This window comes from Mesorhizobium muleiense, assembly GCF_900099905.1.
Taxonomy (GTDB): Bacteria; Pseudomonadota; Alphaproteobacteria; order Rhizobiales; family Rhizobiaceae; genus Mesorhizobium; species Mesorhizobium muleiense.
Map to the genome: position 1 here is coordinate 12,851 of NZ_FNEE01000009.1, position 22,345 is coordinate 35,195.

Here is a 22,345-nt window from a genome sequence, read left to right on the forward strand (position 1 = left end):
TGCTTGCATCAACTCGACGGCTCCGGGCGGTCCGCTCCCGTCATCAAGACAGAAAGGAAATACGAAATGCCTGCACGTGACGCCATCTATCCGGCCAAACGCCACGCGTTATACGATATCCATCGATATTCCGCGGCCATTCGCTCCGGCGATCTTCTCTTCGTCTCGGGGCAGGTCGGCAGCCGTGAGGACGGCTCGCCCGAGCCCGCATTCGAGGATCAGGTTCGGCGGGCTTTTGCCAATCTGCGCGCGGTCCTGGCCGCCGCCGGGTGCAGCTTCGACGACGTTGTCGACGTCACCACCTTCCACACCAACCCGGACCAACAGATCGAAACGGTGTTGGCGGTCCGGGCGGAGGAGATCGGCGGACCTCCCTATCCGAACTGGACGGCAGTGGGCGTCAATTGGCTTGCCGGCTTCGATTTCGAGATCAAGGTCATCGCCCGCATCCCTTCGACGCCCAGCGGCCAGCCGGCGGGCTGATCGCTCGTCCTGCAATCTACGGCAAAGCTGCCCCTGGCAGACAGCCCGCTCCCTACACGTCAGGACGCCACTTCGTCCTGACGCAGCTGGGGCGGCAACTCCCATGATCCGGCCGCGTGACGCGTTCTTTCAGCCCTTTTCGTAGCACGTGACTGCCTTTCTCTTCTGATATTGCATTATGATCGTAATATGTTATTATGATGATAATTCAACCGGCGAGAGAAGTCTGGCCCTGACGATTTGGAGCACGAAATGAATGCGAATTCCGAAAAAACCGCTGTGGTGACCGGAGCCTCCTCGGGCATTGGCCACGCCAGCGCCGAGGCGCTTGCGCGGGCAGGATTCACCGTCTTCGGGACAAGTCGCCGCCCTGTCGGCAACGGCCCGGACGGGGTGACCATGCTGGTTTGCGACGTGACCGATGACGCTTCTGTCGGCGCCCTCGTTTCGACCGTGCTGGCGCAGACCGGGCGGATCGACCTCCTGGTCAACAATGCCGGCGTCGGTCTGCTTGGCGGTGCCGAGGAATCCTCGGTCGCACAGGTGCAGGCCCTGTTCGACGTCAATCTGTTCGGCGTCATCCGCATGATCAATGCGGTGTTGCCGTCGATGCGGCAGCGCGGCGCAGGGCACATCATCAATATCGGCTCGATTCTGGGATTGGTGCCTGCGCCATACTCAGCCCATTACTCTGCGGTCAAGCACGCGCTTGAGGGCTATTCGGAATCGCTCGATCACGAGGTTCGTGCTTTTGGTATTCGCGTCTCGGTCATCGAGCCGGCATTCGTGCGTACCGTCTTCGACCAGAACGGGATCGAGCCGGATTCGGTGTTGCAGGAATATGATCGGGCGCGCGCCGGGCTCAAGGCGCTGCTGGGCGATGTGATGCCCAAAGCCGATCCGCCGGAAGTGGTGGCGGCTGTCGTGGTCAAGGCGGCGACCGATGCCCGCCCGCGGCGTCGCTATACCGCCGGCAAGGCAGCGCGCCAGGTCAGCATTCTGCGCCGCTTTGCCCCCGCAGAGATGTTCGACAAGAGCTTGCGCAAACAGTTCCGCCTGCCGGTCTGAACCCGGTTAGCAGTGCTCCACCGCCAACGGCTCCGCATCGAAGCGAACGGCGCCTGTGTTCAGCAAGAACAGTCGAGCGCGTTGTCTCGCAAGCTGGCAGATTGCTCTCACCACAGGAGAGCATGATGACGACGCCGCTAGATCCCTACCACACGCGTATGAAACGGGTGTTGAACTACATCGACCGGCATCTGGAGGACGATCTTGGCCTGGACACGCTTAGTGCCGTTGCGGCCCTGTCCAAGTACCATTTCCACCGCCAATTCCGGGGATATTTCGGCTTATCAGTGCATCGCTACGTTCAACTCGTTCGCATGAAACGGGCGGGACAGGTGCTTGCCTTCAAGTACGAGGCGAGCGTGACCGAAACCGCGCTCGACGTCGGTTACGATGCGCCCGACACCTTCGCCCGCGCGTTTCGGAAAAGCTTTGGGCAATTGCCTTCCGCATTTCGGGACACGCCCGACTGGGAGGTGTGGTTTGCCGGCCTGTGGCCATTGACCAACGCGAGGAGCAAGCTCATGAAAACGGCGTATTCATTGGCTGACGTCAACATCATCGACGTGCCGAAAACACCCGTCGCCGTCCTGCAGCACCGAGGCAATCCGGCCCTGGTCGCCGAGACTACATCGCCTGGCGAAGGTCTGTCGGTTTGAGCGCCGCGTCCAGTGCGACCTACAATGTGTTTCATTCGGATTCCGACATAACGCCGCCGGACGAATTCCGCCTCGACATCTGTGCAGCGACCGATCGGAAAATCGAGCTGAACGTGCAGGGCGTGGAAGCCGGTGTTCTTCCGGCCGGACGATGTGCCGTGCTTCGCGCAATCGGCGCAGAAAATGTCGAGCCGGCGATCGAATTCCTGTATCGCGACTGGTTGCCGGCAAGCGGTGAGGCACTTCGGGATTTTCCCCTCTACTGTCAGCGGGTGAGTATTGTTCCGATGGTTGCCGAGCACGAGGCCATCACCGACATCTTCCTGCCATTGGTGTGATTTGCTGGCCCTCCGATGGCCGTCATCTCCGCTACAGTCGAACGTGGGTCAAATCACCATTGGAGACAGCTAAATTCCGCGCCGAGCTAATGTCTGCCTGGTCCGCACCGCGACCTCCAGAACAGTTCGCCAACAAACACGAGCTGTTGCACAGTGCAGCGGCATTGTCAGGTTTTTAACCAAGAAGCCATGTAGCGCCTGGCACTACGCGTATGGATTGGGGTGGTCATCACCGCGATCGCGTCAGTAAGGAGATAAAATGGAAAAGGTGCTCGGCATCGGTGGCTTCTTCTTCCGAGCGAAGGAGCCCGATGCGCTCGCTCGATGGTATGCCGGCCATCTCGGCGTTGCGCTGCCGCCAGAAAGCTATGATGACCGCTCGTGGGAGCAACAGCAGGGCGCCACCATCTTTGCTCCCTTTGCCGCGACTAGTGACTACTTCGGTCGGGTCGATCAGCAGTGGATGATCAATTTCCGGGTGCGCGACCTCCAGGCCATGGTCGCACAGCTCACGGCAGCCGGAATTGCGGTCGAGGTCGACACCGAACATTACCCTAATGGCTGGTTCGCCCGGCTTGCCGATCCAGAGGGCAACCCGATCCAACTCTGGCAGGCGGAGGGGGCCGACCGTGATTGAAGGCGCAGGCGGAAACGCAAGCGCCGAACCTGGGCTTCGGTTGAGACCGTTCTAGAGCATCTTTCCTGAACGCGGGTCGGCTCGAGGCGTTGTGCTCCAGGGAGCCGCTTTGCGGCCTCAGTTTCCAACGTCGATCGCCGATGACATATCCGCCGCCGCCGTGACAATGGCACGTCTCAACCATATGTGCCTGGGCGCGTCCTGCTGGCGCGCGTGCCAGACGAGGCTCATCGTGAAGCTGCCAAGATCGAGGGGCGGCGGCAACGACACGAAGCGCTTCATGTTGGCGGCCGCTCGCGCCAGGCTCGAAGGCAGGGTCATGATCAGGTCGGAGCGAGCGGCGATCTCGACCGCCGCGAAGAAGTTCGGCACGCGCAGCTTCACCCGCCGCGTTCGCCCGATGCGGGCAAGCACCTCGTCGACAGGCGCAGGCCCGACGCCGGTGACGCTCACCACGATATGCTCAAGCGCCAGGAAACGCTCGAGCGTCAGCTTTCGGGCGAGCGCCGGGTGCTCCGCCCGCATCAGCGTCACGAGCTTCTCGTCATAGAGACCGCGCCGGCGGATGCCGGCCGGGGCTTCGTCGACCAGCGCCACCATCGCATCGGCGCTACCCTGCTCCAGCGCTTCGACCGCGTCCGTGCCCGGCGCGACGATATCGAGGTCGAGGGACGGCGCCTCGCGCCCAAGGCGGGCGAGCAGATGCGGCGCGAGCACGGCGGCCTGGAGATCGGGCATCAGCAGCCGGATCCGGCCGGTTGCCGTGTCGGGATCGAACGCGTTCGCCTCGACCATCCCTCGCACACCCGCCAAGATGCCGCGCAGCGCCGGGCGCACCTCTTCCGCACGGGCGCTGAGGATGTAGCCGCCCGGTCCATCGACCAGCAGCGCGTCCGAAAACAGCGCGCGCAATCGGCCGAGCGCCCGGCTCGCGGCGGGCTGGCTCATGCCGAGCCGGCTTGCGGCGCGGGTGACGTTCTTCTCGTCCAGCAGCGCTTCGAGCGCCACCAGCAGGTTCAGGTCGATCCGGCGTAAATCCACTTCGCGCATGGTGACTATATACACCATGCATTGGACGCATGGAAAGCCTGCGCCTATCGTTCTCCCCGTCAAGTGAGATGAGGAGAAGAAGTGATGTATGTCGTGCTTGGAGCAAACGGACGGGCCGGCGGCGAGGTCGCGCGCGCCCTGATCGCAGGCGGCAAAGCCGTGCGCGTCGTCCTGCGTCGCAGGGAACAGGGCGAAAAATGGACGGCCCTCGGCGCCGAGGTGGCCGTCGCAAGCATGGAGGATGCCGGCGCCATGGCCGATGCGCTGACCGGCGCGCGGGCCGCGTTGCTGCTCAACCCCCCGCCGGTGAGCGGTGATCCCTATCAGCGCACGGAAGAAATCGGCGCCGCGCTGGCCGATGCGGCACGGCGTGCAGGTCTGCCAAAGGCCGTCGTCCTGTCGTCCATCGGCGCGCAGCATGCCTCCGGCACCGGGGTCATCGCCACCCTCAACCGCTTCGAGGCGCTGCTCGACGGCGTGGCGCCGGCCACCGCCTTCCTGCGGTCGGGGTATTTTGTCGAAACCTGGAGCGAGGTGGCGCAATCGGTCCTGTCGCAAAGCATACTGCCGACCTTTATCGAGCCTTCCCAGAAAATCCCGATGGTGAGCACGATCGATGTCGGGCGCGCGGCAGCGACCGTGCTGTGCGAGGAATGGACCGGCAAACGGGTCGTGGAGCTGGGCGGACCGGAAGACTGGAGCGCCGGCGACGTGGCATCGGCCTTCGCGGACGTTCTCGGCCGGCCGGTAACGGCTGTGCTTGTTGCGCCGGAGGAGCGTGCGGCGCTGCTTGCCGAGGAAGGCGTGCCGGGCGAGGTGGCAGATGCGCTGCTCGGCATGTATGAGGGAATCGCCAACGGCCTGCTCACGCGCCAGGACAGCAGCGAGCACCGGCGCGGCACGATCGCCCTGGCGACGGCGATAGAGCGCGTTGTCGCAACACCAGCCGGCCGCTGATCCTCGGCCGAGCGAATCCGAAACGGATCACGGGTTTCCAGCCACTTTCAGGGAACGTTTTCGGCCGCAATACCCGCGTCTCGCCGGCCAAGGCTGTCGGCGACATGCGGAACTCGCGCCACCGGTTTGGACTTACTCCATGTCCGGACGGCAAAAAAGGAATCCTGATATGAGACTGCCTGCCCCACGCCAAATGCGTCTCTCCGGTGGAGCCGAGCTTGCCTACGTCACTGCGGGCGATCCATCCAACCCCGCCTTGCTCCTCCTGCATGGGTTTCCCAGCTCCGCACATGCATTCCGCGATGTGCTTCCCGGTCTGGCGGGCGCAGCCTATGTGATCGCGCCCGACCTCCCGGGCCATGGCCAGTCCGACGTCCCGCCGACACCCTCCTTCGCCGCGATCAGCGAGGCGATTTCCGAATTGCTGACCCATCTCGCGATCGGGCGCCGCTTCATCCACATTCATGACTGGGGCGCCGCCGTGGGTCTGCAGATCGCCATGCAAGCGCCCGAGCTGGTTTCAGGTCTCATCATCCAGAACGCAAACGCGCATCGGACCGGCTTCGGTCCGGTTTGGGACGCCGTGCTAAAATTCTGGTCAGAACCGACAAAAGAGAACGAAGCGGCCGCGACCCCCGACCTGACCTTTGAGTTCACGCGCGAGCAATATACCGGCGGCCTGCCGGAGGATGTCGCCGCCACGATCAGGGGCGAACCGTGGGTCGAGGATTGGAGGGTGATGAATCTTCCCAGCCGCATGGAGACCCACCGCGCGCTTATCGGCGACTACAAAAGCCATGCCGCGAATTTCGATGCGATCGCCGCCTATCTGAAGCAATGGCAGCCGCCGGCGCTCATGCTGTGGGGCCGTCACGACCCCTATTTCGATATCGCCGAAACCCTGTCCTGGATGCAGGATCTGCCGCGCATGGAAGCGCATGTTTTCGACGGCGGGCATTTCCTGCTTGAGACGCACGCCGAACCAGCACTCTCCCTGATGATCGAGTTCATCGAGCGAACACAGGACATGCGCCCTGATCGAGCCCATCCCGGACCAGTGCGAGGAGTGCAGGCATGACATCCCCCATAAAACAGCGGCTGCGCCTGTCCGGCGGGACCGAGCTTTCCTTCATCACCGCGGGTGATGCGTCCAATCCCGCGCTGCTGCTCCTGCACGGCTTCCCGAGCTCGTCGCGCACCTTCCAAGGCATCATTCCCGGCCTTGCGCGCGTCGCCTTCGTCGTCGCCCCCGACTTGCCTGGCTACGGCCAATCGGCGCCGTTGCCCGCGCCTTCGTTCGAAGCATTCAGCGGCGCAATCCAGGAGCTTCTAAGGCATCTCGCGATCGATCGGCGCTTCATCTACCTGCATGATTGGGGCGCGCCTGTTGGTCTCCGGGTCGCTATGCAATCCCCCGACCTCGTCTCAGGCCTCATCATTCAGAGCGCCAACGCACACCGCACAGGGTTCGGACCGCAATGGCAAGCCACGTTCGAATTCTGGTCAAACCCGACGGAAGAGAACGAAAGGGAGGCTACCGCGTTTTTGACCTTGGAAGGCACCCGCGAGCAATATTTGGGCGGCTTGCCGGAGGATGTCGCTGCCCGGATCAAAGGCGAACCCTGGATCGAAGACTGGAGGGTGATGAATCGGCCTGGCGGCATGGAAACACAACGCGCGCTCCTCGCCGACTACGCCAACCATGCCGCTCGCTTCAGTCTCATCGCCGACTATATCGAAACGCGGCAGCCGCCGGCGCTCATGCTGTGGGGCCGCCACGACCCGTTCTTCGACATCGCCGAAACACTGTCGTGGATGCAAGACTTTCCACGTATGGAAGCGCACATCTTCGACGGCGGCCACTTCCTGCTCGAAACCCACGCCGAGGCGGCAGCCGCGTTGATGACCGACTTTATTGAGCGAACGCAGATTGCGCTTGACCATTCAGCCACGATCAGCCCGTGAGGCGCGCACGAAACAAGGTGGAGCCGTCCGTCAGGCGCGACCTGGAGATATCCCGGAATCCAGCCTCGGTCATCCACGCGCGATACTGACCTTCAGTGTACGATTCGCCGTGGCGATAGAGGTTCAGGAAGGTGAGATTCAGAAACACACCCTCAGGCGGGCCGAGGCGGTCGTCATCGACGACACCCCACCCCGCAATTGCGATCTCGCCGCCGGGTGTGAGGCAACGCGCCGCGTTCAGGATCGAACTGCGCGCCTGGTCGGGCGGCAGGACCTGGACGACGGCCTTCAGGATCGCCAGATCGTGCCGACCGATCGACGGCGCGACAGTTATGTCACCCTCTTCGACAACCACGTCGTCGGCACCGTATTCTGACAGGATATCTTTCGCGACCGCTGCGACCGTTGGGAGTTCCATCAGCGTCGCCGCAATCTGCGGCCGCCGCTCGCGAAGTCCGACGAGCATGGTCCCGGGGCCGCCGCCGATGTCGATGACCGAGCCGATCGCCGAGAGGTCCATCTCCCGGGCCAGATGGCGGCCGAAAATTACCCCGCCCGGTGCGAGCATGCGGCTGAAGGCCGCCGCTGCCTCGGGCCCGGCTTCGGAAAAGTCGTGCAGCGCAGCCGGCCGGTTCTGTCGCAGCGACTCTGCGGTCAGCAGGTCGGCTCCCCAGAGCTCGCGCAGGAGCGCATGATCGCCGCCGCGATAGGTCGGCTTGGACGCGTCGAGGAAGGCCGCCGCTTCGGCGCCGTTGCGAAATCGACCATCCTTGACTTCGAGGAGACCGATGCTGGCGAGCGCGTAGAGGAGCCGCGACAGACGATCGGGCTCGACTTTGAGCTCGGCTCCAAGGCTGTCGGCAGTCACCGCGCTGCTACCGAGCCGGGTGAAGATGCCAAGGTCCAGCCCGGCGCCAAGCGCCAAGGCGGGCGGCACCGCTGCGATCAGCTTGTCGATCCGATCAGAATCCACCATGTCCTTCCGCGATCCAGGACCGGCTTGCCTACCCATCGCGTTGACTGCTACCGCACGATTTCGCGATGGCCGCCGGGCAGGCGGGTGGCGATGAGCTTGTCAATGCGGCGGCCGTCGAGGTCGACGACCTCGAAGCGCCAGCCCTGCGCATCGACGCATTCGCCGGTCGTCGGCAGATGGTGCAGATGCGCCAGCACGTAACCGGCGACAGTCTCGTAGTCGCGGTTCTCGGGCAGGTCGATGCCGAGAACGTCGGCCATCTCGTCGGCCTGCATGTAGCCGGCGAGCAACCATGAGCCGTCGTCACGTTTGACGGCGTTTTCTTCGTCGCCGGCGTCGAGGTCCGCCCGGAAGACGCCGGTGATGGCTTCCAGTATGTCGGCCGGGGTGACGATGCCTTCGAAATGGCCGTATTCGTCATGGACCAGTGCCATCGGCACGTTGGATTCCTTGAGTGTCGAAAGGACATCCAGCGCGTCGGCCTGGTCATGGACGATGGGAGCGGTGCGCACATGCCGGCGCGGGTCGAGCGCGCGACCGCCGAGCATCGCGGCCAGCACGTCGCGGGTCTGGACGACGCCGATCATGGCGTCGACGCTGCCATCGCCGGCCGGCAGGCGCGAATGCTGGGTCTCCATCAGGAGTTTGCGGGTCGCCGCGTCGTCGGACTGCAGGTTGATCCAGTCGACCTCGGTGCGCGGCGTCATCACCGCGCGGACGGCGCGGTCGCCAAGCCGCATGACGCCGGCGATCATGCGCCGCTCGTCGGATTCGATGGTGCCGTGATGCTCGGCCTCGGCGACCAGCATCTTGATTTCCTCGTCGGTGACCTTCTCCTCGCTTTCACCGCGCTGGCCAAGCAGCCACAGCATGGCGCGGCCGGAAATGTCGAGCAGAAAAACCAGCGGCGCCGAGACGGTGGCGAGGATGGTCATCGCCGGAGCAACCCTGGCGGCGACGCGTTCGGGATCGCGCAGCGCGATCTGCTTGGGCACCAGTTCGCCGATGATCAGCGAGAAATAGGTGATGAGGGCGACGACGATGCCGACGCCGATCGGGTCGGCAAGGCTTTCGCGGAGGCCGGTCGATGCCAGGAACACGGACAGCCGCTCGCCGAGCGTGGCGCCGGAAAAAGCGCCGGACAGAACGCCGACCAGGGTGATGCCGATCTGCACCGACGACAGGAATTTGCCTGGATTGGCGCCGAGCGCCAAGGCGCGGCCGGCGCCCTTGACGCCGCGGTCCATCATCGCCTTGAGACGGGCCGGCCGTGACGAGACAATGGCAAGTTCGGACATTGCCAGAAGGCCGTTCACGCAGATGAGGACGACCACGATGGCGATTTCAGCATAGAGCATGCGAGGTCAATAGCATTGCGGCGCGGTCTTCGAAAATAGACGGGCGTCATTTTTCATGCCGGCGGGCGCAACCATCTCATGCGGCATCCCATGGTGGCGACGAAAAATGCTCGATCAGGGCGTCGACGACGACACGGACTTTTGGCGTCAGGCTGCGCGTCACCGGCCAGATGGCGTGCATGACGACGTCTTCGAGGAGACAGTCCGACAGGACCGTCTCTTCGTCTTGTGCCTACGGCAGCTGCCGCAGCAGGCCAACCACCGCCTTGCCATCGGTGAAATAGGGATCGCCGCCGCCATTGCGCCCGGTCTTTGTCGCACCGATGCCCGATATCTCGCTGGTCGAGATCAGCATGCCAGCGGCAGACAGGTCGCGGATCAGGAAGTCGCGCTCGGCGTCGATGTCGGGACCGATATGGTGGGTGATCTGGCCGGTGTCGTGGCTGAGCCCGACGCCGCGATCGTAGCTTGCCGCACCCAGCCAGAGCGGCCGGCCATCGTCTCCAGTCGCATCGGTCTGCCAGAAGCGGACGTGATGGCGCCGGTCGGCACTGTCGCCGACCGGCTTCTCGAAGGCCAGATCCTGTGCACGGCCTTCGAACAACAGCCGGCTGACCGGCGCGTCGGGATAGGGCCGATCGAACAGCACGCTTTCGCCGATCTCGATCGCCGTCTCCAGCGTGAGAGCGTCGGCGGTGTCCCATCCGGCGACGGCGAAGGCGTGGACCAGCTCTTTTTTGGTGCCGACGAGGCCGACATTGATCGGATCGCCCGCGATGCCTTGCGGCGTGTGCGTCACCATTTCGAAGCGCTGCGTGCGGAAGTTGCGGTCGCGCAGGGTCCAGAATTCCGGCGCGGCGAAATAGGCGAGCACGAGATAGCCGGCACAGAACGCCACCAGCCAGATCGTTGCGCGTCGTCGAAGGCTTCGTCGGCTCATGCGAAAGCTAAACGCCCAGTCTACCTGGCCAGAGCTTACCACGCCTTCGTCATTCTCGGGCGAAGGAGCGAAGCGACATTGCGAAGACCCGAGGATCCATGACCATGACACCCTCGCAATGCGCGGCGACCCAGAACCGAGCACCCTCCGTCGAGTTCCTTCGCACCCCCCTCTGTCCTGCCGGACATCTCCCCCGCAAGGGGGGAGATCGGCAGCTTCTGCCTCGGCGCCTCTTTTTCAAGGTCGGAGATTGGCGAAAGCATTCGCGGCATCCAATCTCCCCCCTTGCGGGGGAGATGTCCGGCAGGACAGAGGGGGGTACTGTCCCTCCAGCGTTGCGAAGGATCCCGCACAGCAGGTAACAGCAGGATTCTCGGGTCTGCGCTGGAAAACTGCCGTCTAGCGGCAGGCGCGGTAGCCGTTCTTGCGGTTCTTGATGTCGAAATGGAAATGGTTGCGGTGGTCGTAATTGTAGCCGGGACCGAGCACGGTGGTGAAATACTGGCAGCCGTCGGCGCGCACAGTGTTGAGGAAGCCGCGGGTGCGGAAGGCGAACAGGCCGGGCTTGCGCACGTCGATCTCCTTGCCATTGCTAAGCTCGATGCTCATGACGTCGAGCGCGTTGCCCTTGCCGTGCTCCGACAGCGTGCCTTCGCCGGCGATCCTGCGGCAGGAATAGCTCGAGCCCTGGCGAATGGTCCTGACGCCGGAGAAGTAGCGCCAGCGGGCGGACGGGACCAGTTCATTCCTGGCCCAGCCGGCGAAGGTGGCGGCCATGTCGCAGGTCAGCGTCGCGGCCGGCTTCATCCCGATACGGCCGATGGCCGAGATCTTGACCGGATAGTCGATGCCGCATTGGCCTTCGCGGATCGGCGCAAGGTCGCTGTAGACGACGCCCAGGCGCTTCAAATCCCTGCGGCATTCGACCTCGCTGGCCGGCATCTGTTCGGTCGGCGCCATCGGCTCGTCCATGCGCGGATAGGCGGCGGTCATGTAAGGGTTGGACGGGACGAGGCGCTGCATTCCAGCGTATTTCTGGCTAGCGTTTTCTGGGACAGCTGATGTCTGGCTGCCGACATCGACGGCCGGTTCCAGCGAAAGCACGCTGCCGGTGGTGCAGGCCGAGATCGCTGCGATGGCAAGCCCGCCGGCAATCATGCGCGCGCGTCTCACTTGCCGCACGGCGACAGACGCGGCGCGAAATATCCCGGCCATTGGCAGGTTCCCGGTCCCCGAGCCGATCTGGCTCCATGTCATCGTTTGATCATGATCTTTTTCCGAAAACCGGATCCCACTTTTCGGGGTCATGATCAGATGAACCGGAGCTTACCCGCCAACAGTAAAGGAAAAATCAGCGGCTGCGTTTACAGCTGCGGCCAAATTGCGGCGCGCGTCTGTTCGGAACCATATCACTGGCAGAAGGTGCCGCCGTTGCGGCGCGGTGCAAGATCGAGATGGAGATGCAGCGAATGATCGGCATCGCTGCCCGGGCCAAGCACGGTCTTGAACGGTCCGCAGGCTGCCTTGCGTATTCCGTTCAGGAATTTCGCCTCCTTTTCCGGCGGCGCCGGGCGGATGTCGATCCTCCTGCCGTCCGAAAGCGTGAAGCTGGCGATGTCGAGCGCGTTGCCGAAGGCGTGCTCCGACAATTTCCCGCCGCCATTGCGGTGGCGGCAGACGAAGGCGGATGCCTGGCCGACCGACTTGAGTTCGGCGCCGAGCTCAGCCTTGGCCGCCGGCTGGACGATATCGGCGGCGAAGCGCGCGGCGGCCTCGGCCATCTGGCAGTTCAACTCGGATTCGGGGTTGATATCCAATGACTTGCCCAGCGTCTTCAGTGCGATCGGATAGGGGATAGAGCAGCCGACCGCCGCATCGTGCTCGGCTTTGCGTTCCTCGAAGTCGACGCCCATCGACTTCAGCCGCCGGCGGCAGGCCAGTTCCTCGTCCGGCATTTTCTCCTGCGGCACAGCGGCCGAGCGCGGGTCGGGAGGGATTTTTTTCTCCGGCGCCTGCGCCGGCATCTCCGGTGGTTTTGGCGCGGCGGCCGGTGGTTCTGCCTCGGCGGGCTTTTCGGTCGGCGTCGGAGCGACTGCCGGCGGCTGCGGCCGGGCTTGCTGATGCTGGTCCGACTTCTGCTGGTCCATTTTGTCGGTCGCGGGTTGATCAGGCTCTGGCGCATCCGCAGGGCGTGGCGCGGGGATCGGCACGTCGGCAGGTGCAGCTTCTTGCGCTGATTGCGATTGATTGAGCTCCGGGACGGGTACGTTATCGGGCAGTTCCGGAGCTTGGGCCAGGGCCGCTCCTGCGGACAGCATCGCCGCCGCCAAAGGCAGCGCCAATCTGATCAATCCGGCCAATCTGATCGATGTGGGAGGGGTCAGCGCCGCCATTCGCCCTTAACGGCGGGCGGATGCGGAAGTTGCCTGAACGACAGTTTTGGCCGATCACAAACGGTGACCGCGTTGTTACGCACCGATCGCTTCCAGCCCTTCCTCCAGCCAGTCGGCCAACAGCGGCATGCCGAGCAGATATTTCGCCGTGCGCTTGTTGGCGCGCTCGCGCGCGGCCGTCAGCGCGTCCGCCCATTCCGAGGCGTCATAGTCGCCGCGTCCAACCCAGGCGAGGGCGACGAGTTCGGCCGCCTCATCGACATTGAGGTCGTTGATCAGTTCGCGCAGCTCTTCTTCGGTGAGGTCCTCGGAACGTTCCTCGACGAGACCGTCATGATGATGGTTGTCATGCGCCTCGCTATCGAGTTCTACCTCGTGCTCGGCACCATCGGCATAGTCTTCGTTGACGGCGGCGCTCAACGCCTTCGCCTTGAGGATGAACAGGCGCACCGTGTCGGGACCGATCGAAAGCTCCCATTCTTTTTCAAGGCGCCGCTGCACTGGCCGTCTCCGCATACTCCGTTGGCGTTTGCTGGATGATAGCGGATTTGCAGCGCTCGTCACGTTTTGTTCGGCGCTTTCATTTTCCGACTGGCGCGGGCCGTTGAAAAGGCTTTCACTGGCCGTGGCTTTTTTCCGGGATGAAACCGCTTTTGCCCGGCGTTAGTCTTGCATTGTCATGCTTCAAGGAGAGTTCGATGCGCAGACGATTGCTGATCCAGGTTCTGGCGGTTGCCGCCCTGCCGCTGTTTGCTGTTCCGGCGTTTTCGGCCGGTGAAGGTGGAGGCGGTGGCGATGGCAGCCAGACGACACAGTGCAAGAAAGGCAAGGTCTGGGACAAGAAGCTGAAGAAGTGCGTCGCGCCCAAGCACGGCATGCTGGACGACGACAACATCTATGAAGCCGGCCACGCGCTGGCGATGGCAGGACGTTATGACGAGGCGATCGCCGTGCTCAGCCTGGCTGCGGACAAGAAAGACCCTCGTATCCTCAACTACCTCGGCTACTCGCACCGCCATTCCGGACGCGTCACCGTCGGTCTCGGCTATTATGAGGAAGCGCTGCGCATCGATCCCGATTACACGCTGGTACGCGAATATCTCGGCGAGGCGCATCTGCAGATCGGCGATCTCGCTGGCGCCCGGGAACAGCTCCGCGAGATCGAGAAACGCATCGGCAAGGGATCTCGTGAATACGGCATGCTGTCCGAGCAGATAGACCGTTTCATGAAGAGCTGAATAGAAGCCCGAACTTTTCCTCACCACCGGCTGTGAGCAATCGCAGCCGGTTTTTATTGCCGCTCGCCCGGCCAGCCGGGTTGCCATGACGGCATTTCCACAAATGGCGGGCGAATTTTTCAAAACCGATTTTTTGGCGTGAAAAACCCGCGAAGATTGCTATATTGGAGGAAATTGCGGTGACACGGTTCCGTTAGCCCGAGGCTGCCGGACCGTTTTCTTTTTGTACCCATCGACAAGGTCGCTCCCGGAATGCGGGGGCGGCGGCAGGAAAGGTCAGGCATTATGAACAAGGTCCCGATGACAGGCGAGGGGTTCGCGTCATTGAAGGAAGAACTGCGCTGGCGCCAGCAGGAAGAGCGGCCGCGCATCATCGAAGCAATCTCCGAAGCGCGCTCGCACGGCGATCTCTCTGAAAACGCGGAATACCACGCGGCGAAAGAGGCGCAGAGTCTCAATGAGGGCCGCGTCAACGAGCTCGAGGATTTTATCGCCCGCGCCGAGGTGATCGACATCACCAAGCTCAGCGGCGAAAAGGTCAAGTTCGGCGCGACCGTGGTGCTGGTCGACGAGGACACGGAAGAGAAGAAGACCTACCAGATCGTCGGCGACCAGGAAGCGGACGTGAAGTCAGGCCGCATCTCGATCTCCTCACCGATCGCGCGGGCGCTGATCGGCAAGGAAGTCGGCGATGCCATCGAGGTCAACGCGCCAGGCGGCGCGCGGGGCTACGAGATCGTCCAGGTGCAGTTCATTTAGGGCCTTTTGATAATTCTACTCTGGCGGCCGACTAGCGCGGTTTTCTGCGCTTCCGGTGCTCACGTACTTTAAGTACGCTCCGCTCCGGTTCTCGAAAACCACGCTATTCGACTCGCCAGAGCGAATTCTGAAAAGGTCCTATGTCGCGGCCTGCGATTTGAGCTCCAGCAACTTCTCTGCCTCAGCCAACACCTCCTCAGGCGCGACACGACTGCCGGGCGTGGCCAGCAGCGTTGACGAGAACGGCCCGCGCGGGCCGGTCAGGCCGGGTTCTGTCGCCACAAACACCGCCACCGTCGGCAGGCCGAAGGCACTGGCGAGGTGGGTAAGGCCGGTATCGGCGCCGATGACCAGCACCGACCGGCCGATGATCGCGGCGATCTCGGCAAGCGGTGATTTCGGCACCAGCACTGTCTGTGGAACAGCCTGGGCAATCGCCTCGGCAACCGCCTTTTCCCTGTCGTTCGACCAGGTGGTGACCGGCGTCATTCCTCTTTCGACGAGAAGCCGGGCCGTCTCGATCCAGTTGCCGACCGGCCATTTCTTGTCCTCGCGGCTGGTGCCGTGCAGCAGGAAGGCGGTGTTTCCGCCGACAAAAGTCGCCTCGACGGCTGGCGGCACGATGCCGGAGTCGAGCCCGGAAAAATCCGGTTCATAGCCGAGCGCCAGCCCGAACAGCCGCCTTGTGCGTTCGATGGCGTGCAGATCGCGCGGCACAGCATAGCGGCGGTCGTAGAACACGGTCGCCGAAGGCTCGCGAGCGCTCGACCGGTCGAAGCCGGCGATCGGTGCCGCGGCCTGTTTCGCCACAACGGCCGACTTCAGCAATCCTTGCCCATCGATGACGAGATCGTAGCGGCACTCCCGCAAGGCGCGGCGCAACCCCGCTGCCTCGCGCCATGTGCTGGGGACGAGCGGGCTGGTGCGCCAGCGCCGGATCGCCACGGTGTGGATGGTTGCGATCGCCGGATGCAGCGCCACGATGCCGGCAAAAGCCTCTTCCACACACCAGTCGAACGACACGTCCGGCCGGTTGCGGCGCGCATCCTCGACGGCCGGAAAGCTGTGGATGACGTCACCCATCGAAGATGTCTTGACGATCAGCACCCTCATGCGGCGGCCGGCATTTCCAATAGCCGTTCCACCGCTGCCGCGACCTGTGCCACCTCAAGCGTGTTCAGGCAGTTGAGGTGGCCGAGCGGGCAGATTTTCCGGTGGCAGGGCGAACAGGACAGGCCGAGCCAGACCAGTTCGCGCTGCTCGGCGAGCGGCGGCGTATTGTGCGGCGAGGTCGATCCGTAGACGGCTACGATCGGCGTGCCGACCGCGGCGGCGACATGCATCAGTCCACTGTCGTTCGACACCGCAATCCTGGCCGCGGCGATCAGGTCGATGGCGTCCTCGAGCCGCGTCTGGCCGGCGAGATCGACAGCGCCCGGGGCAAGCGTGGCGATTTCCGCCGTTACGTCGGCGTCGTTCTTCGACCCGAACAGCGCGACCGCAAAACCTTTTTCCATCATGTCGCGGGCAAGGCCGGCATAGCGGTCGCTCGGCCAGCGTTTGGCGGGGCCGAATTCGGCGCCGGGCATCAGCGCGACGAATTTTTTCGCCTCCAGCCCGAAGCGGCCCAGCAATGCCGCCTGGTTTTTCGTGTCGACGGCGAGCTTGGGAGCATGGAACGTGCCGCCTTGCGCGAGGCCGAAATAAGCCTGCGCGGTGCGCCGTTTCACATCGTCGGGCAAGGCTACGATATCGGTCAGCAGCCCGTAGCGCATTTCCTTGAGGTAGCCGACACGGCGCGGAATGCGGGCAAAGAACGGGACCAGCGCCGACTTCCAGCTTCCAGGCATGACATAGGCGATGTCGTAGTGGCCGCGCAGCAGGCGGCCGACGCGCCTTCGCATGCGGAATTCCAGGGCTCCGGATTTCAGCGGCAGATCGACCTGCCGGCGTATTTCGGGCATCCGCTTGACCAGTGGCGCCGCCCATGCCGGCGCCAGCACGTCGATCGCGGCGTTCGGGTGAAGCTCTCCCAGCGCCGAGAACAGGCACTGCGCCATCACCATGTCGCCCACCCAGCGTGGGCCGATCACGAGGATCGTTGGGCTTTCAGCCATTCGACATAGTCTCTGACGCCGGTTTCCACTGTGCGAAACTGACCATTGTAACCGGCGGCGCGCAACCGGGACATATCAGCTTGCGTAAAACTCTGGTAGCTGCCCTTGAGATGGTCTGGGAAGTCGATGAACTCGATCTCGCCTTTGCCGAGCGTGCTTATCACCGTTTCGGCAATGGCGCGGAACGGCTGGGCTCGGCCGGTGCCGCAGTTGAAGATGCCGCTTGAGCCACGTTTCCACAACCATAGATTGATATCGGCAACGTCGCCGACATGGATGAAGTCGCGGCTCTGCTCGCCAGGTCCAAAACCGTCATAGGCGCCGAACAGCTTTGGGTTGTGGCCTTGCTCGACCTGGTTGAACAGGTGGTAGGCGACCGAGGCCATGGCGCCCTTGTGCGCCTCGCGCGGCCCATAGACGTTGAAGTAGCGCAGGCCGGCCACCGGCGAATGGTCGGTATCGAAGACGGTGCGGCGGACATAGTCGTCGAACAGCTTCTTTGAATAGGCATAGACATTGAGCGGGCGCTCGCAGTCCGGCTCCTCGCGAAACTCGGCGCCGCCGCCATAGACGGAAGCCGAGGAGGCATAGAGGAAAGGGAGCCGCAGCGCCAGGCAGGCATGCAGCAGCCGCTTCGAATAGGCGTAGTTCACCTCCATCATGAACTTGCCGTTCCACTCGGTGGTGGTCGAGCAGGCGCCCTGGTGGAAGACGGCCTCGATGCGGCCGAGGTCCCCGGCCTCCATCCGCGGCAGGAAATCGTCCTTGTCGAGATAATCGGCGATCTGCAGGTCGGCGAGATTGGCGATCTTGTGGCCGTCGGTCAGGTCGTCGACGACGAGAATGTCGCTAATCCCTTCGGCATTGAGCGCTGCGACGATGTTTGAGCCGATCATGCCGGCGCCGCCCGTGACGATGATCATGAAAGCCTCTGGTATCTTGTGCCGATTCCGGCCCTTATAGGGGAGGCTTGCGGGGCTGTCGATAAAGCAGGTCGCAATCAGGCGGTTGGCTGCAGACCTCAGTGCCCGCCGCACAGCTTTCGCTTCAGTCGGCGATCCACCGGCGAAGCACGACAGGAGCAAGGCAATGCCGTCGACCGAACTGCTTATCGCCTTTTTCGCCACCACGGCGATCTTTGCCTACATCCCCGGTCCGGCGATGCTTTACGCTGCTGCGCAAACCATGGCGCGCGGCCGCTGGTCCGGCCTGACGGCGGCGTTGGGTATCCATCTTGGCGGCTATGTGCACGTCGTCGCCGCTGCTGCAGGCCTGTCCGTGCTTTTCCATGCCGTGCCGACGCTCTACATGGCGGTCAAGCTGGCCGGCGCGCTCTATCTGATCTGGCTGGGTGTGTCGCTGTTCCGCGCCAGGGCGCAAGACGATGCTGTTATCTCAGGCATCGAGCCGAAATCCGCCCGCCGCGCCTTTTTCGAGAGCATCACCGTCGAGGTGCTCAATCCAAAAACTGCAATCTTCTTCATGGCGTTCCTGCCGCAATTCATCGACGCATCGGCGACGTTTCCCGTCTGGCTGCAATTCCTCGTCCTCGGAACGATCGTCAATCTGATGTTCTCCTCGGCGGATGTCATGTGCGTGGTGCTGGCGGGTGCGCTGATCACCAGGCTGCGGCGCTCGAGCCACGCGCAACGCCTGATGCGGCGTGCGGGCGGCGCGGTGCTGGTCGGATTGGGTGTCCATGTCGCTTTGCAAAAAAGTTGATCGGCCAACAGGCGTTGGCTGTGGTCGGTTCGGAGCCTGCCGTTGCGCTGAGCCGAATTGCGGTATATCGGCTTCGCCATGAACGACCAGCCCTGCCAGTCCAGCGTTTTCATGAGCATCGGGACCGGCTCTCATCGCACGTCGAAGATGACATGAGCGAGCAATACCTGCCTTCTCCCGAACCGCTTCACCGCGCCATCTCGCGGTTCGGCAGCGTCACCGTGCTGGTGGTCGGCGACTTCATCCTCGACCGTTTCGTCAACGGCGTCATCGAGCGGATTTCGCCTGAAGCGCCCATTCCGGTGCTGCGCGGGCGTGGCGAAACCTCGGCGATGGGTGGCGCCGGCAATGTCGTCGCCAACATCGTCTCGCTCGGCGCTGCCGCAATACCGGTTTCGGTGATCGGCGCCGATCCGGCCGGCGACAATCTCATGCGCATGCTCACCGAGCTTGGCGTCGACACTGGCGGTCTCGCGCAGGACGCCAACCGGATGACCTCGTCGAAAAGCCGCTTCAGCGCGCTCAACCAGCAGGTGCTGCGCTTCGACGAAGAGGAAATCAAGCCGCTGGGCGACGCCGAGCGGGCGACGCTGATCCGGCTTTTCCGAGCCGGGCTCGCGCGAGCCGAAATCGTCATCCTGTCCGACTACGGCAAGGGCATGTTGCTCGACGGCGTCGCCGGCGAGCTGATCTCGATCTGCCGCGAGGCGGGAAAGCCGGTGCTGGTCGATCCCAAGGGCCGCGACTATGCTTGCTACTCCGGGGCGACGGCGATCACGCCCAATCGCAAGGAACTTGGCGAGGCGGTCGGACGCGCGGTGTTTGCCGATGACGAGATCGTCGCCGCGGCGCGTGAGCTGATCTCGGCACATGGCTTCGATTTCGTCGTTGCGACGCGCAGCGAAAAAGGCATGAGCGTCGTCGACGCCGACGATGCCCGCCACATTTCCACGCAGGCGCGGGAGGTGTTCGACGTTTCCGGCGCCGGCGACACTGTCATCGCTTCGTTTGCGTTGGCCCTGGCTGCGGGCGCCGACCGCGTCATTGCCGCGGCCATCGCCAACGCGGCCGGTGGCGTGGTGGTGGGAAAGCGCGGCACCGCGCGGCTGACGGTCGAGGAACTCACCGGCGCGCTGTTTCGCTCGCATGGACCGATTGCCCACAAGGATGCAATTCTCGATGCTGCCGCAGCCGCACGGCTGGTGGCGACGTGGAAGGACGAAGGCCTGAGCGTCGGCTTCACCAATGGCTGCTTCGATATCCTGCACGCCGGCCATGTCAGCCTTTTGCATGCGGCGCGCAGCCAGTGCGACCGGCTGGTGCTCGGCCTCAACAGCGATGCCTCGGTGCGCCGGCTGAAAGGGCCGGGGCGCCCGGTCAACGACGAGCATGATCGCGCCTGCGTGCTGGCGGCGCTTGCCTCGGTCGATGCCGTCGTCGTCTTCGAGGAAGACACGCCGCTCGCGCTGATCGAGGCGCTGAAGCCCGACATACTGGTCAAGGGCGCCGACTATACGATCGATCAGGTGGTCGGCGCCGAAATCGTGCAAAAGGCGGGCGGCCGCGTCGTGCTGGTCGATCTCGTCGCCGGCAAGAGCACCACCGGCACCATCGGCAAGTTGCGCGCCGGCAGCACAAACTGAGGTTTTCATGTCCGAACTGAACGATTATCTGGTCCGCTCGGCGGCCGCGATCACCGCAATGGTCAAGCGCGACCTCACCAGCGAGATGGAGCGGGCGGTTACCGCCGTCGTCGCCGCGCTTTCGCAGGGCAAGGCGCTGCTGATCTGCGGCAATGGCGGCTCGGCCAGCGACGCCATTCACATCGCCGGCGAACTGGTCGGCCGCTTCCTGAAGGAGCGCAAGGCCTACAACGTCATCGCGCTGCCGGCCAATGCGGCGGTGCTGACCGCCTGGGGCAATGATTACGGCTTCGACACGGTGTTTTCACGCCAGGTCGAGGCGCATGGCGCGGCGGGCGCCGTGCTGCTCGCCATCTCGACCAGCGGCAACTCGCCCAGCATCCTCGCCGCCGCCGAACAGGCGCGCATGATGGACATGACTGTGATCAGCCTGACCGGCGACAGCGGCGGCAAGCTCAAGCCGGTCTCCGACATCCTGCTCAACGTGCCCTCGAGCTCGACGCCGATCATCCAGCAGGGGCATCTGTGCCTCTATCATCATCTGTGCGAAATGGTCGAAGCGCGCCTCTGTGATGGCTGACAGGGCGGTGAATCCGCACCCGCTGGTGGAGCCGGGTCTGTGGGTGGAGAGGATCGGCGATAAGGTTTTTCCCGAGCGTATGCCGGCGCTGTTCCTCGATCGCGACGGCACCATAAATGTCGACACCGACTACCCCAGCGATCCGGCTGACATCGTGCTGCGCGAAGATATCGCGCCAGTGATCGCTGCCGCCAACCGGGCCGGAATCCCTGTCGTCGTGGTGACCAACCAATCCGGCATCGCGCGCGGGTATTTTGACTGGAGTGTTTTCGCCAACGTGAACGGCCGGGTTTTGGAACTGCTGCGCGATCAGGGCGCGTTCGTGGACATGGTGCTTGCCTGCGCGTATCACGAGGCAGGCAGTGGGCCGCTTGCCATTGCCGAGCATCCGATGCGCAAGCCCAATCCAGGCATGCTGATCGAGGCCGCCGGGCGCCTCCGCCTCGATCTCCAGCGTTCACTCATCGTCGGCGACAAGCCGGCCGACATGGAGGCGGGGCGACGCGCCGGCCTGTCGCGCGGCTGGCTGATCGACGGCGACGCGTCCAGCGAGCGAGGATTTTCGGTTCTGCCGCTGCGCGACCACAGCGACCTGAGTGTGCTGCTGGCGGCGATCGAGGCGCTTTGGCCTTAATCCGTCCAGGTCAGGGTAGTTGCTTCAGGCCAATTGCCGGTCTCGGCGCCGCCCCTCATTGTCCTGCCGGACATTTCTCCCCCGTATAGTGACGGGGAGAAAGATGCTGTCATCAACGGTTTCGCCAATCAGCAACGCTGCAGAATTGGCGTCGAGGCTGCGGCAGTCTCCTTCTCCCCGTCACTAGACGGGGAGAAGGTGTCGGCAGGCGGATGAGGGGTGGCGCCGAGATCGGCGATTGCCCCTGCACCCCCAGTTCAAGCCGGGAAGGCCACCAGGCCCTCGTCCTTGACGCGACGGATGGTCAGTGCCGTCCGCACCGTGTCGACATCCGGCGCCGAGGCCAGTTCCTCGATGACGAAAGTCTGAAAGGCGCCGAGGTCGCTCGCCACGCAATGCAGCAAAAAGTCAGATTCGCCCGACACCATCCAGGCGTCGCGAACGATCGGCCAGCCGCGGGTGCGTTCGGCGAAGGTTTTAAGCTCCGCATCGGCCTGATGATGCAGGCCGATGAGGCAAAAGGCGACGACGTCCAGGCCGAGCGCCGGCGCATTGAGCAAGGCGCGATAGCCGCGGATGATGCCGGTCTCTTCCAGCCGCCTGACGCGACGCAGGCATGGCGGCGCCGAAATGCCGACGCGGCCGGACAATTCGACATTGGTCATGCGCCCGTCGTGCTGAAGCTCGCGCAGGATCTTCCAGTCGATGGCATCGAGATCGGCTTTGAGCGGCATGGATACCTTCGGCGCTTCACGCAAGAATCTTTCGTGATTTTGTAAACGACTTTGGTGTCCATTCCATCCCTTCAGTCGCTGATTTTGGCACAGTCGC

The 22,345-nt window shown here is 63.7% G+C and carries 23 protein-coding genes and 1 pseudogene; 13 read left to right on the forward strand and 11 right to left on the reverse strand.

Annotation, left to right across the window (positions count from 1 at the left end; translation table 11 throughout):
* Positions 1-66: 66 nt before the first annotated feature.
* From BLT09_RS17025 to BLT09_RS17040, 4 genes and pseudogenes are all read left to right on the forward strand, one after another.
* Entirely contained in the window at positions 67-483 is a 417-nt protein-coding gene (locus BLT09_RS17025) for a RidA family protein (protein WP_091595288.1), read from the forward strand.
* 252 nt (positions 484-735) lie between these two features.
* Positions 736-1,551 carry an oxidoreductase gene (locus BLT09_RS17030; RefSeq protein WP_091594968.1) on the forward strand — a complete coding sequence of 272 codons (816 nt, stop codon included), beginning with the start codon at positions 736-738 and terminating at the stop codon, positions 1,549-1,551.
* 125 nt (positions 1,552-1,676) lie between these two features.
* A pseudogene (locus BLT09_RS17035) lies at positions 1,677-2,545 on the forward strand (AraC family transcriptional regulator).
* Positions 2,546-2,804: 259 nt separating this feature from the next.
* Positions 2,805-3,182, forward strand: coding sequence for a VOC family protein (locus BLT09_RS17040; RefSeq protein WP_091594970.1), 378 nt, complete (start codon positions 2,805-2,807; stop codon positions 3,180-3,182).
* A gap of 117 nt (positions 3,183-3,299) precedes the next feature.
* On the opposite strand, the gene BLT09_RS17045 is transcribed toward BLT09_RS17040, so the two are convergent.
* Positions 3,300-4,232: a LysR family transcriptional regulator gene (locus tag BLT09_RS17045; protein WP_167366466.1), complete on the reverse strand. Its 933-nt coding sequence runs from the start codon at positions 4,230-4,232 to the stop codon at positions 3,300-3,302.
* A gap of 84 nt (positions 4,233-4,316) precedes the next feature.
* Here BLT09_RS17045 and BLT09_RS17050 point away from each other — a divergent pair, with 84 nt between their 5' ends.
* From BLT09_RS17050 to BLT09_RS17060, 3 genes are all read left to right on the forward strand, one after another.
* Positions 4,317-5,189 carry an NmrA family NAD(P)-binding protein gene (locus tag BLT09_RS17050; RefSeq protein WP_091594974.1) on the forward strand — a complete coding sequence of 291 codons (873 nt, stop codon included), beginning with the start codon at positions 4,317-4,319 and terminating at the stop codon, positions 5,187-5,189.
* A gap of 169 nt (positions 5,190-5,358) precedes the next feature.
* Positions 5,359-6,267 carry an alpha/beta fold hydrolase gene (locus tag BLT09_RS17055; protein WP_091594976.1) on the forward strand — a complete coding sequence of 303 codons (909 nt, stop codon included), beginning with the start codon at positions 5,359-5,361 and terminating at the stop codon, positions 6,265-6,267.
* Positions 6,264-7,154, forward strand: a complete 891-nt coding sequence (locus BLT09_RS17060) for an alpha/beta fold hydrolase (RefSeq protein ID WP_091594978.1) — start codon at positions 6,264-6,266, stop codon at positions 7,152-7,154. Before BLT09_RS17055 ends, BLT09_RS17060 begins: the two co-directional genes overlap by 4 nt.
* Here the strand turns inward: BLT09_RS17060 and BLT09_RS17065 are convergent.
* The 6 genes from BLT09_RS17065 to BLT09_RS17095 form a co-directional block, all read right to left on the reverse strand.
* The gene (locus tag BLT09_RS17065; RefSeq protein ID WP_091594980.1) at positions 7,144-8,130 is read right to left on the reverse strand and encodes a methyltransferase; all 987 of its coding nucleotides are present in this window, start codon (positions 8,128-8,130) and stop codon (positions 7,144-7,146) included. The two genes, BLT09_RS17060 and BLT09_RS17065, sit on opposite strands and share 11 nt — an antisense overlap.
* A gap of 47 nt (positions 8,131-8,177) precedes the next feature.
* Positions 8,178-9,488 carry a hemolysin family protein gene (locus BLT09_RS17070; RefSeq protein WP_091594982.1) on the reverse strand — a complete coding sequence of 437 codons (1,311 nt, stop codon included), beginning with the start codon at positions 9,486-9,488 and terminating at the stop codon, positions 8,178-8,180.
* Between the two features lie 232 nt (positions 9,489-9,720).
* On the reverse strand, positions 9,721-10,428 hold the full coding sequence (locus BLT09_RS17075) for an LssY C-terminal domain-containing protein (RefSeq protein WP_031255203.1): 708 nt from the start codon (positions 10,426-10,428) through the stop codon (positions 9,721-9,723).
* Positions 10,429-10,827: 399 nt separating this feature from the next.
* Positions 10,828-11,643 (reverse strand): extensin-like domain-containing protein, encoded by an 816-nt coding sequence (locus BLT09_RS17085; protein ID WP_091595291.1) that lies wholly within the window; start codon positions 11,641-11,643, stop codon positions 10,828-10,830.
* Positions 11,644-11,837: 194 nt separating this feature from the next.
* The gene (locus BLT09_RS17090; RefSeq protein WP_091594984.1) at positions 11,838-12,821 is read right to left on the reverse strand and encodes an extensin-like domain-containing protein; all 984 of its coding nucleotides are present in this window, start codon (positions 12,819-12,821) and stop codon (positions 11,838-11,840) included.
* Between the two features lie 75 nt (positions 12,822-12,896).
* Positions 12,897-13,322, reverse strand: coding sequence for a DUF3775 domain-containing protein (locus tag BLT09_RS17095; RefSeq protein ID WP_023799808.1), 426 nt, complete (start codon positions 13,320-13,322; stop codon positions 12,897-12,899).
* A 197-nt stretch (positions 13,323-13,519) separates the two neighbouring features.
* Here BLT09_RS17095 and BLT09_RS17100 point away from each other — a divergent pair, with 197 nt between their 5' ends.
* Positions 13,520-14,059: a tetratricopeptide repeat protein gene (locus tag BLT09_RS17100; RefSeq protein ID WP_091594986.1), complete on the forward strand. Its 540-nt coding sequence runs from the start codon at positions 13,520-13,522 to the stop codon at positions 14,057-14,059.
* Positions 14,060-14,344: 285 nt separating this feature from the next.
* Positions 14,345-14,818, forward strand: a complete 474-nt coding sequence (greA, locus tag BLT09_RS17105; protein ID WP_023799806.1) for a transcription elongation factor GreA — start codon at positions 14,345-14,347, stop codon at positions 14,816-14,818.
* Positions 14,819-14,956: 138 nt separating this feature from the next.
* On the opposite strand, the gene waaC is transcribed toward greA, so the two are convergent.
* From waaC to rfaD, 3 genes are read right to left on the reverse strand one after another with little or no spacing between them, the layout of a single operon-like run.
* Positions 14,957-15,931 carry a lipopolysaccharide heptosyltransferase I gene (waaC, locus tag BLT09_RS17110; RefSeq protein ID WP_091594988.1) on the reverse strand — a complete coding sequence of 325 codons (975 nt, stop codon included), beginning with the start codon at positions 15,929-15,931 and terminating at the stop codon, positions 14,957-14,959.
* Positions 15,928-16,935 carry a lipopolysaccharide heptosyltransferase II gene (gene waaF, locus BLT09_RS17115; RefSeq protein WP_091594990.1) on the reverse strand — a complete coding sequence of 336 codons (1,008 nt, stop codon included), beginning with the start codon at positions 16,933-16,935 and terminating at the stop codon, positions 15,928-15,930. Before waaF ends, waaC begins: the two co-directional genes overlap by 4 nt.
* Positions 16,908-17,858 (reverse strand): ADP-glyceromanno-heptose 6-epimerase, encoded by a 951-nt coding sequence (rfaD, locus tag BLT09_RS17120; RefSeq protein ID WP_091594992.1) that lies wholly within the window; start codon positions 17,856-17,858, stop codon positions 16,908-16,910. Before rfaD ends, waaF begins: the two co-directional genes overlap by 28 nt.
* Before the next feature lie 166 nt (positions 17,859-18,024).
* On the opposite strand from rfaD, the gene BLT09_RS17125 reads away from it, so the two are divergent.
* The 4 genes from BLT09_RS17125 (at position 18,025) to BLT09_RS17140 (ending at position 21,514) form a co-directional block, all read left to right on the forward strand.
* Positions 18,025-18,657 (forward strand): LysE family translocator, encoded by a 633-nt coding sequence (locus BLT09_RS17125; protein ID WP_091594994.1) that lies wholly within the window; start codon positions 18,025-18,027, stop codon positions 18,655-18,657.
* 152 nt (positions 18,658-18,809) lie between these two features.
* On the forward strand, positions 18,810-20,300 hold the full coding sequence (gene rfaE1 / locus BLT09_RS17130) for a D-glycero-beta-D-manno-heptose-7-phosphate kinase (RefSeq protein WP_091595293.1): 1,491 nt from the start codon (positions 18,810-18,812) through the stop codon (positions 20,298-20,300).
* Between the two features lie 7 nt (positions 20,301-20,307).
* On the forward strand, positions 20,308-20,880 hold the full coding sequence (locus BLT09_RS17135) for a D-sedoheptulose-7-phosphate isomerase (protein WP_091594996.1): 573 nt from the start codon (positions 20,308-20,310) through the stop codon (positions 20,878-20,880).
* Positions 20,873-21,514, forward strand: coding sequence for a D-glycero-alpha-D-manno-heptose-1,7-bisphosphate 7-phosphatase (locus BLT09_RS17140; RefSeq protein ID WP_091594998.1), 642 nt, complete (start codon positions 20,873-20,875; stop codon positions 21,512-21,514). The genes BLT09_RS17135 and BLT09_RS17140 overlap by 8 nt, the downstream gene beginning before the upstream one ends.
* 257 nt (positions 21,515-21,771) lie before the next feature.
* On the opposite strand, the gene BLT09_RS17145 is transcribed toward BLT09_RS17140, so the two are convergent.
* Entirely contained in the window at positions 21,772-22,248 is a 477-nt protein-coding gene (locus tag BLT09_RS17145) for an Lrp/AsnC family transcriptional regulator (protein ID WP_091595000.1), read from the reverse strand.
* Between the last annotated feature and the right edge of the window lie 97 nt (positions 22,249-22,345).